Origin of the sequence: Novosphingobium sp. BW1, assembly GCF_008107685.1 — a bacterium.
Lineage (GTDB): Bacteria > Pseudomonadota > Alphaproteobacteria > Sphingomonadales > Sphingomonadaceae > Novosphingobium.
The window spans coordinates 90403-103867 of sequence record NZ_VIRF01000070.1 but is presented as its reverse complement, the minus strand read 5'-3'; the positions used below and the strand labels follow the sequence as shown (position 1 = coordinate 103867).

At 65.3% G+C, this 13465-nt stretch carries 13 protein-coding genes; 3 read left to right on the top strand and 10 right to left on the bottom strand.

The window, feature by feature from the left end:
- The coding region (locus FMM79_RS11070; RefSeq protein ID WP_148625073.1) for an integrase core domain-containing protein at positions 1-268 on the top strand (268 nt) is incomplete at its 5' end.
- Positions 269-379: 111 nt separating this feature from the next.
- On the opposite strand, the gene FMM79_RS11065 is transcribed toward FMM79_RS11070, so the two are convergent.
- From FMM79_RS11065 to FMM79_RS11050, 4 genes are all read right to left on the bottom strand, one after another.
- Positions 380-769: an STN domain-containing protein gene (locus FMM79_RS11065; protein WP_162528489.1), complete on the bottom strand. Its 390-nt coding sequence runs from the start codon at positions 767-769 to the stop codon at positions 380-382.
- A 78-nt stretch (positions 770-847) separates the two neighbouring features.
- Positions 848-1828 (bottom strand): DUF4880 domain-containing protein, encoded by a 981-nt coding sequence (locus tag FMM79_RS11060; RefSeq protein ID WP_148627556.1) that lies wholly within the window; start codon positions 1826-1828, stop codon positions 848-850.
- Complete coding sequence (locus tag FMM79_RS11055; RefSeq protein WP_148627555.1) at positions 1786-2358, bottom strand: RNA polymerase sigma factor; 573 nt, start codon at positions 2356-2358, stop codon at positions 1786-1788. Before FMM79_RS11055 ends, FMM79_RS11060 begins: the two co-directional genes overlap by 43 nt.
- Positions 2359-2579: 221 nt before the next feature.
- Positions 2580-2942, bottom strand: a complete 363-nt coding sequence (locus tag FMM79_RS11050) for a helix-turn-helix domain-containing protein (protein ID WP_148627554.1) — start codon at positions 2940-2942, stop codon at positions 2580-2582.
- A gap of 104 nt (positions 2943-3046) precedes the next feature.
- Between FMM79_RS11050 and FMM79_RS11045 the strand changes: the two genes are divergently transcribed.
- Positions 3047-3787 carry an NADPH-dependent F420 reductase gene (locus FMM79_RS11045; protein ID WP_148627553.1) on the top strand — a complete coding sequence of 247 codons (741 nt, stop codon included), beginning with the start codon at positions 3047-3049 and terminating at the stop codon, positions 3785-3787.
- Positions 3788-3809: 22 nt separating this feature from the next.
- Positions 3810-4553: an NADPH-dependent F420 reductase gene (locus FMM79_RS11040; RefSeq protein WP_148627552.1), complete on the top strand. Its 744-nt coding sequence runs from the start codon at positions 3810-3812 to the stop codon at positions 4551-4553.
- Between the two features lie 585 nt (positions 4554-5138).
- Here the strand turns inward: FMM79_RS11040 and FMM79_RS11035 are convergent.
- From FMM79_RS11035 to FMM79_RS11010, 6 genes are all read right to left on the bottom strand, one after another.
- On the bottom strand, positions 5139-6068 hold the full coding sequence (locus FMM79_RS11035) for a YncE family protein (protein ID WP_148627551.1): 930 nt from the start codon (positions 6066-6068) through the stop codon (positions 5139-5141).
- 67 nt (positions 6069-6135) lie between these two features.
- Entirely contained in the window at positions 6136-7905 is a 1770-nt protein-coding gene (gene atzF, locus FMM79_RS11030; protein ID WP_148627550.1) for an allophanate hydrolase, read from the bottom strand.
- Positions 7902-11498 (bottom strand): urea carboxylase, encoded by a 3597-nt coding sequence (gene uca / locus FMM79_RS11025; RefSeq protein WP_148627549.1) that lies wholly within the window; start codon positions 11496-11498, stop codon positions 7902-7904. The genes atzF and uca overlap by 4 nt, the downstream gene beginning before the upstream one ends.
- Positions 11495-12130, bottom strand: coding sequence for an urea amidolyase associated protein UAAP2 (locus FMM79_RS11020; RefSeq protein ID WP_148627548.1), 636 nt, complete (start codon positions 12128-12130; stop codon positions 11495-11497). The genes uca and FMM79_RS11020 overlap by 4 nt, the downstream gene beginning before the upstream one ends.
- Before the next feature lie 14 nt (positions 12131-12144).
- Positions 12145-12972, bottom strand: a complete 828-nt coding sequence (locus tag FMM79_RS11015) for an urea amidolyase associated protein UAAP1 (protein ID WP_148627547.1) — start codon at positions 12970-12972, stop codon at positions 12145-12147.
- The gene (locus FMM79_RS11010; RefSeq protein ID WP_148627546.1) at positions 12969-13460 is read right to left on the bottom strand and encodes a CopG family ribbon-helix-helix protein; all 492 of its coding nucleotides are present in this window, start codon (positions 13458-13460) and stop codon (positions 12969-12971) included. Before FMM79_RS11010 ends, FMM79_RS11015 begins: the two co-directional genes overlap by 4 nt.
- Between the last annotated feature and the right edge of the window lie 5 nt (positions 13461-13465).

Genomic DNA, 13465 nt, shown 5'->3' with positions numbered 1-13465 from the left:
CTTCACCGGCGTGCTGCGGCGCGAGGGTATCGCCATCAGCATGGACGGCCGCGGCGCCTGGCGCGACAATGTCGTGGTCGAGCGGCTGTGGCGCTCGGTGAAGTACGAGGAAGTCTACCTGCACGCCGACGCATGCGTCAGCGAAGCGCGCAGTTCGATCGGCCGATACCTGGGCTTCTACAACGCCCGGAGACCTCACTCGAGCCTCGGCGGACGTACGCCCGATCAAACCTACTTTGACAATCTGCCACAGGCCGTGGCAGCGTGAATTGGCCGCGACTTGCGGGGCGTCACTCCGGCCGGGCTACGCCCGACCTCCATGACGCCCCGCAGGCGCCAGCTTGAACAACCAAACCGCAGACGATCCACTTATCAAACGTCAAAGGCTGTTCAGACAAACCGAGCCACTTCTGACAACGATTTCGCTCTGTGGCTCCCCCCCTGCAATTGGAATGGCACGTTCCGGAGCGGCTTTCAGTGAAATGAGCGTTGCACTCTCGCTTGCCACTACAAGGCCCTGACCTGAGATCAGGCGGCGCAGTGCCTCTCTTCGCGTGAAGCGCCCTCGCATGGCCTGGACCTTGCGGCCGGCAATCGCATCATAGGGGAAGGAGACGTGGACTTCTGCCTGTCGCGCAAAGGCGTTGAGCGCATTGGCCGTATCGCCTGCGGCGATGTCGAACGCAATTTGCCGTTCCTCGTTCTGGGCGTGGGCAGCGACAGGCGTTACGGCCGCCATCATGGCAGTCGTGAGCAAGTACTTATACATGGATGGACCCCGGTTGGTGCAAGTGTCGGGGCATGGATGGATGGGGCCGCCAAAACCGCCATCCGCACTGCAAAAAATTCAGGCGCGAGTGAGCACGACGCCGCCATTGCCGTCGCGACGAGTCCGGATGGAGAAGGACGTCTGCAGCGCGAGCAGGAATTCGGATGGATCGGCCGTGTCGAACGTACCGCCGATGCGCAGTTTGGACAATCCGGGATCGCCGATCACGATCTTGTGCTCAAGATAGCGATTCATTTCCGCCAGGGCATAGTCAAGGCTCTCGCCGTTCAGGACGAGCGTCCCGCTCCGCCATGAGGTGACGCGGTCAATTTCGTTTTCATCGCGCCGCACGGTGGCGAGACCCGCCGTTGCGAGAGCGGTTTCGCCAGCAGCAAGGATTTTTGGGTCATCGCCCAGTCGGCCCTGCCCTTGGATGATCGTCAGCTCGCAGCTCTCGTCCCGGAGGCGGGCGTTGTAGAAGCCTGCCGCGAGATGGAATGTTCCGCCTTGGGTAATAAGCGAAAGACTGTTCCCGGCGACCAACCGGATGGCGATCTCGCCGCGTTCGAGCCATAGCTGAAGCGGCGCGCCGTCTTTCCAATAGATGCGGCTGTCCGTATTGAGATCGACCGCCATATCCGTGCCGCTCACGATCTTGCGCCTTTGCCCGATGTCGGTGCTGGCCATATCGCGCGCGGCCGCGCGGTAAGTGAAGCTGCCGCCCGCGAGCGCCAGGACGCCAATGCCGATCCCGGCCCTCAGAAGTGTGCGGCGGCTGCCGGTGGGCGAACTGGCGGGGTTTTCGTCTTGCTCGGCGACCTCTGCGTCGGTCACGGGGCCTGCAGGGGCGAATGGAGCGGCCTTGAAATGCTTGAGATCGTTCAAGGCATGCCAGGTGCCCGCGACCTCGGCAAAGGCGGCGGCGTGGCGCGGATCGGCATCGCGCCACGCCTCGAATGCGCGCATGTCTTCCGAGCCAGCATCAAGGCTGGCAAGCCACCGCGCGGCGTCCTCTATCAGGTCGTCGCCAGGCGTTTCGAGTTCGGGACTATCGAGCAAGCTACCTCCAGCCCTGCATTATTGTCACGGCGTGCTCGCGTTACAAGGGCCAGACCTTTGGCGAGGTGCTTTTCGACTGTCGAGAGCGAAATAGATAGTGCTTCGGCAATCTGCGCTGGAGCCATGCCCTGTATCTTGCGCATGTGCAGGACCCGGCCGCATTGCGGCGGCAGGGCATCGATGAGTTTCAGGAGATGGGTCAGTTCGGAACGAGCCGAGGACACTGTGAAAGCGTCCGGTGTCGGGTCCGCCATTTCGAGCACTTCAAGTGAGGCCAGGTAATCGATCCGCACGACACTAGCGCGGCGCAGTCGCTCGATCGCAAGATTGTGCACGATTGTGAGGACAAAGCTCCGTGGTGCCTGGATCGCCCGAAAATCGCTGGTGCCCAACACGCGGGCGTAGGCCTCCTGAACGAGGTCGTCTGCCTCATCGCGGCCGCAGAAGTGGGCGGCCCTTGCCAGGTACGCCGCAGCATGCGGCAAGACTTCGGCAAGGAACCAAGAATCGATGTCGCGTAGCCAAGCCAAGGTGAACTCCTGATTGCCGCCTGCGCCCTAGGGCCCCAGTCTTACATTTTCAGGACACGGCGGCGCAGCAAGTGCCTCGGATCACGAACAGCACGCGATGCAGCTCTATCGATCGGGCGTATCCGCAAGGAATTCAAAGTGGTAAGGGCCAGTACGGCTATGGGACCGGCTGCGATCCCGCCAGCCAATGACCGGTTGCGGCGAAAGCTGCCAGTCGACCGTTAGCGCGAAGGTCGACCACTGTCTTTGAGTTTGGCCCAGTCCACCAAAGCATCGAACGCTGGGCCAAGCGCGCTACCGATTACACTCAGCGAATACTCCACCTTGGGTGGCACTTGCGGATACAGCGTGCGGACGACGATGCCGTCCCCCTCCAGTGCCTTGAGTTGCTGGATCAGCATCTTCTGGGTAACGCCGGGTATGCGCCGCTCCAGCTCGGAAAAGCGTAGTGGACCGTCGGCAGCCAGGAGCTGGACGATGATGACGATCTTCCACTTGCCCTCAAGCACCCGCAGCACCTCGGCGGTGGTCGCCGCCCAGGCGTGCTGCTCTTTCGGATCCTGACAGGGACGTGCCTGCTTCATCTACTTACCTTCTGGTGAGTATCCCACCGTCCGGTGGGTTCTTGTTGATTAGTCCGCGCACTCCTAGCTCCACATTTTCATTAACGTAAGTCAGGAGTTCAGCCTTGAAAATTGGCATTCTCGGCACCGGCTACATCGGCAAGACCCTCGTAACCAGGCTTTCCGGCGCGGGACACGATGTGAAGGTCGCCAATTCGCGCGGCCCGGACACGATTGACCGGGACCTGCTGGCAAACGGTGCCCGAGCGGTCAACGCGAAGGAGGCGATCACCGACGTCGAGGTCGTGATCATGTCCATTCCGCTCGACCGCATCCCTGATGCGGCGCCGATGCTCTCCGCGATCCCGGCTGAGACGGTCGTGATCGACACATCCAACTACTACCCGTCCCGAGATGGCTCAATCGATGCCATCGATCAGGGGCAGGTGGAGAGCCTGTGGGTTGCGGAGCAGATCGGCCGCCCGCTCGCCAAAGCGTGGAATGCGATCGGCTCGCCGTCCTTCGCCAACAAGGCCAAACCTGTTGGCGATCCGGATCGGATTGCAATCCCGATCGCGGCCGACCGCGACGAGGATCGGCGCGTGACCATGGCGCTCGTCAGCGACACCGGCTTTGATGCGGTGGATGCGGGCAGTCTCGCCGATTCCTGGCAGCAGCAACCGGGCAGCCCGGTCTATTGCACGGACCTTTCCCGCGACGAAATCCCTAGCGCGCTAACCGCAGCCGCGAAGGAACGTTCACCCAAGCGTCGAGACATCATCATCTCGGCCATCACCGAGCGGTTTGGCGACACCTACCCGGATGGCGACACGCTGGTCCGCCTGAACCGCGCGCTGTTTATGTAAACCTCCAGCAAGGATCATCCTCATGAAGATTGGACTTCTCGGAACCGGGCATATCGGCAAGACGCTTGCCCTGAGGCTCCCGGCCGCCGGCCATGACCTGAAGATCGCGAACTCGCGTGGGCCGGATACTATCGACGCCGCGCTGCTCAAGAATGGCGCGCGTGCCGTCACGGCAGAGGAGGCTCTGACCGACATTGACGTCGCGATCCTTTCGATCCCCTTGAAGGCCCTTCCGGGCATCAGGCACCTGATTGAGGGCCTGTCCGAGGATGTCGTGGTGATCGATACGTCGAACTACTATCCCGGCCGCGATGGTCAGATCGCCGCGATCGATGGCGGTCAGATCGAAAGTGAGTGGGTGGGTGAGCAGATCGGGCACACTGTCGTCAAGGCGTGGAACGCGATCGGCTCGGACAGCTTCGCCACCAAGCCTAGGCCAAAGGGAGAACCGGAGCGCATCGCGATCCCGATTTCGGGCGACCGGGAGGACCAGCGGGCGACCGCCATTGGTCTGGTCAATGATACCGGCTTCGACGGCTATGACGCTGGCGTGCTTGCGGAATCGTGGCGGCAGCAGCCCAGTGCCCCCGCCTATTGCACCGATCTGACCCGCGACGAGATGGGGCCGGCGCTGGCGGCCGCGGAGCGGCACCGCCTGCCCAAGCGCCGCGACCTGACATTCGCGATCGTCATGGAGCGGATGGGCGAGGGCGTGCCTCCTGACGCAGAATGGGGCGTAAGACTTACCCGCGCCATCAGTATGTGACCGCGAGGACGCCCTGCCGGCGCGGCGGGGCGTCCCGTTCCCAATTTCCAGAAAAGAAAGTCAGCCAACCATGTCCGGCAATCATGTGAGCATCGGCTGCGGCGCGCCCGTCGATCGATTGAAGGGCCGAACCGCTCTTGTCATGGGCGGCTCGCGAGGGATTGGCGCCGCGATCGTCAACCGTTTGACCGCGTTCGGAAGACCTCAAACGCAGCGTGTCGCGTAACCCAATGCCATCAAAGGCCGACCGCTACCCTGTGGTCGATTTGCGCAACAAAGTCATTGGTAAGCCATCTGGCTGCCTTGCATAGGGAGCGGACATCAAGGGGGCTTCTCTTTTGTGGCGTCGGGTCACGGAAAGTTGGGCGAGACCTATGCGAAGGCCCGTATTCGAACTCGGTCCCTGCGACAACGCCGACGTCGACCATCCGTGCGAATTCCTTGCCGAACATGCTTGTGCCCATGGCCAAGGCACTGGGTCCACGCAAAGCGGGCCCGACGCGGACGACCGCGGCGAGCCCGCTTTGCATGGGTAGGATCGTGTTATGGCACGGACCAGAGCGCGATCCGCGCGCGTTTCCCTGGTCAGTCGGGCAGCATGGCGGTGGGCCACCAGGTGATGATGTGCTCGTCGTGGGCGGAGGTCCACACGCCCTCGGGGGTGTGGCGCAGCGCCCCGCTGCCTGCGGCCTTGCCCATGCGGGCGATGATTCTCGAGGTCGCTGCATCAATGACGACGAAGCGCTGGTCGTCGGTGGTGCGCAGCCAGACCTTGCCCGCGCCGGTATCGATGTCGCCCCACTTGAGGTTGTCGCCCACCTTGATCCGGCCGGTCACCTCGACGCTGTCCGGATCGACTCGGGCCAGCGTCCCATCGCCCTGTTCCTGCACCCAGACCGCGCCTTCGCTTGCGGCCAGAAAGCCGGGCATGGCGCCAAGAGAAGTGCTTCCCGTCAAGTCGTTGGTGGCAGGATCGATGCGCTGGAGAGTCTGCTTCTCGGCGCTGACGGCCCACACGGCATCAAAGCCATAAGCGAGGTACCAGGTGCCCGGATCCACGGTGATTTGGGCGATCACGGCGTTGGTGGCGGGATCGATGCGCGCGACCTGCCCGTTGGGATTGCTCGCGACCCAGATCGAGCCTGCGCCGAAGGCCACGTTCAGCTCGCCCGCCTGGTTGGCGATGCCGGTATAGATCGCGGCGAGGAGCTTGCCGCTGGCAAGGTCGATGCGGTTGATCGTGCCCGCCCCGCAGTCCGCCACCCAGAGCGATCCCGCCGCGATGCTCATGGTGCCACAGGGGCGACCGAGCGGGATCTGCGCTTCCTTCCCTTCGCGCGACCATTTCTCGATGCGGCCGCGATTGGTTGCCCACACGCTGTCGCCGTCGACGGCCAGGAAGTCGGCGAAATCGGGGACATGGATGACAGTCTCATCCTGCGCCAGCGCGGGGCTCGCAAGCGATGCCATGGCGGCGGCGGCGCCTGCCGTCAGAGTGCGCGTATACCTGTTCATCCGATGTCCCCCATTCAACGTAGTGTGCGCAAGAGTGCCTGGTGCGACCCGAAGCGTGGCTCTCGTCTCAGGCGAGGCTGGCGATGTAGTTGCGCCATCCGCCAAGGGCCGTGATGTCGGTGGCGCCGATCGTCGCGCGCGGTTCGGACACGAAGCCCTTGACGCTGGAGCCGTCCGCCAGCGTCACCGTGCCGATGGCCAGCGGCGCGGGCACTTCGGCAACGAAGCTGCCGAACTCCGCCGCGCCCAGTTCGTAGACTTCGACCGGCAGGCTGGTGCCGCCTTCCTCGAAGACGAGGGCGGGCTTGGGCGGCGTGCTGTTGGCCAGCGCGTAGAGGCGGTAGCTGGGCGCGGTGTCGAAGGCGCCGATGAACTTGGCATCGCGCGAGGTCAGCTGCCAGTGGAGCGGCATGTCCTTCAGGTGCGCGCCGACAACGGCCAGTTTCACGGTTTCCATACGTCCCTCAAGATCAAGCGGTGGCAAAGGAGAAGAAGTGCGCGCGGCAAGGTAGCCGTCAGCCACGTCGAGCAGCGCGCGGTCGGTGTCGGCCGGCCCGATCAGGGTCACGCCAAAGCCGGTGCCGTTGTCGCGGATCCCTGCCGGGACCGCCAGCGCGGCCATGTCGAGCAGGTTCACGAAGTTGGTGTAGTAGCCAAGGTTGGAATTGAGCGCGACGGGCGCCTTGGCCAACTCGCCTACACGGTAGGTGGTGCCGGTGGTGGGGAAGGCGAGCATATCGACCTCCTCCCACACAAGGTCGGCGTGGCGCATCAGCGCGGCCATGCGGTAGATGCCGTTGAAGAGCTCGACCGCGCCGATCTTCAGGCCCGGTTCCACCACCTCGCGCACGACCGGGTCTATGGACTCGGGATCGCTCGTGAGCAGACTTTCGATGGCGGCGGTACGCTCGGCGACCCACGGGCCGCCGTAGAGGAGGAGCGCCGCTTCCTGGAGCGGGGCGTAGTCGATCTCGACGATCCTGGCCTCGCGACCCAGGACGTCGAGCGCCTGCTCGTAGAAGTGCTCGGCTGCCCCGTCGCCGAAGAACTGGCGCTGGTCGCGGCGAGGTACGCCGATGACCTTGGGCGCCAGCGGCGCGTCGGCCAGCGGCTTGGAATAGGGATCGGCGACATCGAAGCCCGCGATCACGCCGTCCACGATGCGGGCGTCGGCGGTGTCGTCGGTGAAGACGGTGATGCAGTCGATGGTCCGGCAAGCCGGGACGAGCCCCTTCGTGCTCCAGCGACCCTTGGTGGGCTTGAAGCCGATGAGGTGGTGGAAGGCGGCGGGAACGCGTCCTGAACCGGCCGTATCGGTGCCCAGCGCAAAGGGCACGATGCCCGCCGCGACCACCACTGAGGAGCCCGAGCTGGACCCGCCGCTGACGTAGGCCTGATTGTAAGCGTTGCGCGGGATGCCATAGGGGCTGCGCGTGCCGACAAGGCCGGTGGCGAACTGGTCGAGGTTGGTCTTGCCGATGAGGATGGCGCCCGCCTCGCGCAGGCGCGCGACCACGGTGGCGTCCTCGTCCGGTGCGTAGGCAAAGGCGGGGCAAGCGGCGGTGGTCTGGAGCCCAGCCGCATCGATGTTGTCCTTCACCGCGAAGGGCACGCCCGCAAGAGGCAGGCTTTCGCCCGCTGCCACGCGCGCGTCGACGGCGAGGGCCTCAGCCAACACGTCCTCGGGCGCGGCGCGGCTGATCCAGATCTGGGGCTGGATCGCGTCGTAGCTTTCGGCCCGCGCGAGGGTTTCCTCAGCAACGGCAAGGGCGGTCAGGGTTCCCGCGTTGACGTGGGTGGCAATGTCCGCAGCGCTGCGGCGGCTCAGGTCCATCATGCGGTCCTCGACAGGGCGAGCATCGGCGAGCCGGGCTGCAGCGACTTGCCCTCTTCCATGTAAATTGCCGAGATCGTGCCCGATCGTGGGCTCTCGACAGGGGCTTCCATCTTCATCGCCTCGACCACCGCGATGCGATCGCCCGCCTTCACGATGTCGCCGGGCGAGACGAGAAGCTGGGCAACGACGCCGCCATAGGGCGCCTCGATGAGGTCGGCGCCTTCGGGCACGTCCACGGCGACGGGTTCGAGGTCTTCGACGTCCTCGGCCTCAGCCACGCGGTCGAATTCGCCGTTGCGGTGCCATTCGGCGCGTTCCTCGTCGAACGCGGCCTGGCGGGTGGCCTGAAATTCCCCAATCGATTCCGCGTTGTCCGCCAGGAACTTGCGGTAGTCTGCGAGGCGGAACTCGCTCTCCTCGATCTGGATCGAACGGCGCCCGTTGGGAAACTCGCGGCGCCATTCCATCAGGTCGTCCGGACTGACCGGATAGAATCGGATCTGGTCGAAGAAACGCAGCAGCCAAGGCTTGCCGTCTGTGAAGGCGTCGGTCTGGCGGTAGGTATTCCAGACCTGGATGGTGCGCCCGAAGAGCTGGTAGCCGCCCGGGCCTTCCATGCCGTAGATGCACATGTAGGCGCCGCCGATGCCCACGACGTTGGGCGGCGTCCAAGTGCGGGCCGGGTTGTACTTGGTGGTGACGAGGCGGTGGCGCGGGTCCATCGGGGTCGCCACCGGCGCGCCAAGGTAGACATCGCCCAGGCCCAGCACGATGTAGTTGGCGTCGAACACGATGTTGTTGACCGCATCGGCATCGGGAAGCCCGTTGACGCGGCGGATGAACTCGATGTTGTCGGGGCACCAGGGCGCATCGTCGCGCACGATCGACATGTACTTCTCGATCGTCTCGAGAGTGGCCGGATCGCGCCAGCTCAAGGGCAGGTGGACAACGCGCGAGGGAACGGTGAAGTCCTCAAGGTCGCCCAGGCGCTCTTCGGCCGAGATGAGGGCGTCGAGCGCGTCCTTCTGGCGCAGGACTTCGCCATCGAAGTGGAACTGCAGCGAGCGGATGCCGGGCACGATGTCGATCACGCCGGGCAGCGCCATCTTCTCCAGTTCGGCCATCAGCGCGTGGACGCGAATGCGCAGCTCCACGTCGAGGATGATGTCGCCGTACTCAATGAGGATGTTGCGATCGCCCTGCTGGCGATAGACCGTGCGCGGACGCCCCGGACCTTCGGGCAGTTGTGCGAGGATCGGGTCGAGCTCGGCAACGTCGCGCTGCGGAGTGGCCGGTACGGGTGTGCCGTTGTCGATGAAGGCGCGCTGCGCGGCGTGGGCCGCATCGGCGTCGTCCATCGTCACCGGCACGAAGCGCACTTTGTCGCCCGCGGTCAGCTGGCCCACCTTCCACAGGTCCGCCGCGATCACCACGAAGGGACACACAAAACCGCCGAGCGACGGGCCATCGGGGCCCAGGATGATCGGCATGTCGCCGGTGAAGTCGACCGCGCCGATGGCGTAGGCGTTATCGTGGATGTTGGAGGGGTGCAGGCCCGCCTCGCCGCCATCGGTGCGCGCCCACTGCGGCTTGGGGCCGACCAGGCGCACGCCGGTGCGGTTGGAGTTGTAGTGGACCTGCCAGCTCGCCGAGACGAGCGTGGCGATATCGTCATCGGTGAAGAAGTCGGGCGCGCCGTGGGGGCCGTAAAGGACGCGCAGGGTCCACTCGGTCGAGACCTTGGGGATCTCGGGTGTGGGGAGTGCGGTGCCCGTGGGCTTGCCGCCCAAGTGCAGCGTGTCGCCTGCAAGCAGACGGCGCGCAGCGGGGCCGCCGAACTGGCCGAGCTCGAAGGTCGAGCAGCTGCCCAGGTACGGCGCGACATCGAGGCCGCCCGCAAAGAGGATGTAGCCGCGCATGCCGCCGCCGGTCGCCCGGCCCATCGAGAGAGTCTGGCCAGCTGCAATCTCGAGCACGGTGCCGCGCGCGATCGGCTGCTCATCGAGCCGCGCGCCGAAGTCCGCGCCCATCAGGCAGATGCGGGTAGGGGCGGTGAAGGCGAGCGTTGGGCCGGTGACGGTGATCTCAAGGCCTTCTGTACCTTCGGGATTGCCGAGAAGGCGGTTGCCGAGGCGGAATGACTGGTCGTCCATTGGACCTGAAGGGGGTACGCCGACCGCCCAGTACTTCTGGCGGCCCGGCCAGTCCTGCACGGTTGTTGCCGTGCCGCCTGCAACCACGCGAAAGCCGTTGGGCTGGTAGGCAATGGTGTCGAGCACGCGGGTGGAGACCGCACCGCTGGTGAATTCTTCGCAGCGGGTCACTTCGCGCAGCCAGCGCAAGTTGGTCTCGATGCCGTCGATGCGCGCCGTGTCGGCAACCTTCTGCACCGCCGCGACAGCTTCCTCGCGGGTGGGGGCATGGACGATCAGCTTGGCGAGCATGGGATCGTACCAGGCGGTGATCTCGCTGCCGCCCGCGACCCAGGTCTCGACGCGGATGTCCTCGGGGAATTCGACGTTGGTGAGAATGCCCGTGGTCGGACGGTAGTCGAGCGAGGGGTCTTCGGCGTAGATGCGCAGCTGCACCGCGTGGCCCCTGGGCGCGCCGTGGTCGTCATCGAGGAATGCGTAATCGCCCGCGCCGCCGCGGATCATCCATTCGACAAGGTCGATGCCGAAGACTTCCTCGGTGACGCCGTGTTCGACCTGGAGACGCGTGTTCATTTCCAGAAAGAAGAACTGCTCCTTGTCGGCATCGTAGAGGAACTCCACGGTGCCTGCCGAGCGGTAGTTCGCTGCCTGACCCAGGCGAATGGCCGAGGCTATGAGCTCTTCGCGCATGGGCTGGGAGAGGCAGGGGGCGGGGCTTTCCTCGACCACCTTCTGGTTGCGGCGCTGGAGCGAGCAGTCGCGCTCGCCGAGCGCCACGATCTTGCCTTCGCCATCGCCGAAGAGCTGGACTTCGATGTGGCGCGCGCGGCGGATGTAGCTTTCGAGGAACACGCCCGCATCGCCGAAGCTGGACTGGCCCTGACGCTTGACCGAGGCGAAGCCCTCACGCACGTCACTTTCGTTCTCGCACACGCGCATGCCAATGCCACCACCACCTGCGGTGGCCTTGAGCATGATCGGATAGCCGATCCTGGCGGCGGCGGCGACGGCCTCTTCCTCGTCGGTAAGGAGGTCGGTGCCGGGCGCCAGGGGCACGTCGTGCGCCGCGGCCAGCGCGCGCGCGGAATGCTTGAGGCCGAAGGTCGAGATGTTCTCGGGCGTCGGGCCCACGAAGACGATTCCCGCATCGGCGCAGGCCTGCGCGAATTCCAGGTTCTCGGAGAGGAAGCCGTAGCCCGGATGGATCGCACCCGCTCCGGTTTCCTTCGCCGCGGCGATGATCGCTGCGATGTCGAGGTAGCTTTCGGAGGGCTTGGCCTCGCCGATGCAGATCGCGACGTCGGCCTCGGAGACGTGGAGCGAGCCCTCGTCGGCCTTGGAGTAGACCGCCACCGATCTCAGGCCCATGCGGCGCACGGTACGGATGATGCGCGTTGCGATCGCGCCCCTGTTGGCGATCAGGACGGTGTCGAAGTTCATGCGGTCACGATCATCCGGACAGGGCTCGGGTTGAAGCCGTTGCAGGGGTTGTTGATCTGCGGGCAGTTCGACACGACGACGATCACGTCCATATCGGCCTTGAGATCCACGGTGAGGCCCGGCGCCGAGATGCCATCGACGATGCCCAATGACCCGTCCGCCTCGACCGGCACGTTCATGAAGAAGTTGATGTTCGAGACGATGTCGCGCTTGGTGCGGCCCTCGGTGAGGTTGGCGTTGAGGAAGTTCTCGACGCAGGCGTGCTGGGCCTTGGTGTGGTGGCCGTAGCGCAGAGTGTTCGACTCGCACGAGCACGCGCCGCCGATGGTGTCGTGGTAGGCGACCGAGGTGCCCGCGATGGTCATCATCGGGTTGCCCTCGTTCGAGCGCAGCACGGTGCCCTCGCGCAGGAACAGGTTGCCCTGAGCTGAAACGGTGTCCTGCGCGCTGTAGCGCTCGGCATCGTCGGCCTCGGAATAGAGCAGGAAGTCGACGGCCTGGTTGCCTTCCAGGTCCACGATGCGCAGCGTTTCGCCCGCCTTGATGTGGTGCAGCCAGGGGCCTCGCGCGGGAACGGTCTCGTCGTGGACAACGGCGCCGGAAAGATCGGCCAGGTAGGGATCAGTGGTCATGGCACTTGGTCCTTTCAGCGACGGAAGTAGTCATCGACATTAAGGAAGGCGCGGCGGCCTTCGGGCGTGGCGTTGCGCACCGCGTCGTCCTCGGGCGTGATGGGGCCGCGCCAGGCGGTCGCGCGAAGGGGGGTGCACGTCCACGCTTCGCGCGGGTCCATCACGTGGGGGCAGTTGGCGATCACCACGATCACATCCATTTCCGCGCGCAGGATCACGCTGCGCCCGGCATCGAAGGGGCCGGTGAGCGGGGTGATGACCCCGTCGTCCTCAACCCGCACGCCCTTGAACAGGTTGATGCAAGGGTGCACGTCGCGCGGGCCCAGGCCATGCTTGGCAACCCCGTTCAGGAAGCGGTCGCGCCCGTTGGAGAAGTAGGGGGCGGGCTCCTGGCCCTTGCCGTACTTGGCCGCGCTCAGCCTGGCGTTGGAGACACCGCAGAAGCAGTCGTGCGTCTCGGCCTCGTCCTCGATCAGGCTCATCAGCACGCGGCCCATGTCGGAGAGGAGCAGGCGCCCCTTCTCCAGATAGGCGTTCCACTGGACTTTCACCGTGTCGGCGACGTTGAGGCGTTCGCTGGGCATCTCGGCGTTGAAGATCAGGAGCGAGGCGCAGGCATCGCCCTTGAGGTCGACTAGGCGCAGGCGCGAGCCGCGCGAAAGGCGCCGCGTGGCGTAGCCGCCCGCCGCGATGGTCTCTTCCCAGACGAGGTCGCTGGGCGAAATGCCGGCGGGAAGATCGTCGGCCACTGGTGGCAGCACGGGCATGCTCTCCACCACGGTGCCTTCCATGCTGCGGGCATGGTCGCGCGCGGCAAGGGGATTTTCCAGGGTCTGTGTCATGCATTCGCTCCGGGAATGTGAGGGGGCGTGTCGGGCGCGCCGCGGTCCTGCTTGTGCAGCGGCGGCAGAAGCGAGGTGGTGGTCACCAGTTCGAGCTGCTGAAGGCCGCGCAGGCGGCGGATCGCGTCGCACAGTTCCTTGAGGCGGGCGTAGGGGCCCTGCACCAGCAGCACTTCCAGCGAACGGTCGTGCTCGAGGAAGATGTGCTGCGAGGAGATGATCTCCTTCAGGAAGCCGGACTGGGTGCGGAAGAGCTGGTGGCGCATGCGCCCGCGCTCGCCGCGGTAGACCATGGTGATCGTGCCGGCGAGCATCTCGTCGGGACGGAACAGGGATTCGTGCTCGGCCAGAGCCTGGCGGATCAGTTCGGCGATCAGCTGCGAGCGCGAGGGCAGGGCCCGTTCCGCCACCATCACGTCGAGCTGCCGGAACAGTTCGGCGGGCAAGCTCATGCTGAGACGAGCAAGGGAAGCGGATTCGGAGCTCATGCCTG

Bases quoted from the DNA above. Each gene is read 5' to 3' on its own strand.
- FMM79_RS11065 (WP_162528489.1), bottom strand. From the start codon at position 769: ATGTATAAGTACTTGCTCACGACTGCCATGATGGCGGCCGTAACGCCT.
- FMM79_RS11050 (WP_148627554.1), bottom strand. From the start codon at position 2,942: ATGAAGCAGGCACGTCCCTGTCAGGATCCGAAAGAGCAGCACGCCTGG.
- FMM79_RS11040 (WP_148627552.1), top strand. From the start codon at position 3,810: ATGAAGATTGGACTTCTCGGAACCGGGCATATCGGCAAGACGCTTGCC.
- FMM79_RS11035 (WP_148627551.1), bottom strand. From the start codon at position 6,068: ATGAACAGGTATACGCGCACTCTGACGGCAGGCGCCGCCGCCGCCATG.
- atzF (WP_148627550.1), bottom strand. From the start codon at position 7,905: ATGATGGACCTGAGCCGCCGCAGCGCTGCGGACATTGCCACCCACGTC.
- uca (WP_148627549.1), bottom strand. From the start codon at position 11,498: ATGAACTTCGACACCGTCCTGATCGCCAACAGGGGCGCGATCGCAACG.
- FMM79_RS11020 (WP_148627548.1), bottom strand. From the start codon at position 12,130: ATGACCACTGATCCCTACCTGGCCGATCTTTCCGGCGCCGTTGTCCAC.
- FMM79_RS11015 (WP_148627547.1), bottom strand. From the start codon at position 12,972: ATGACACAGACCCTGGAAAATCCCCTTGCCGCGCGCGACCATGCCCGC.
- FMM79_RS11010 (WP_148627546.1), bottom strand. From the start codon at position 13,460: ATGAGCTCCGAATCCGCTTCCCTTGCTCGTCTCAGCATGAGCTTGCCC.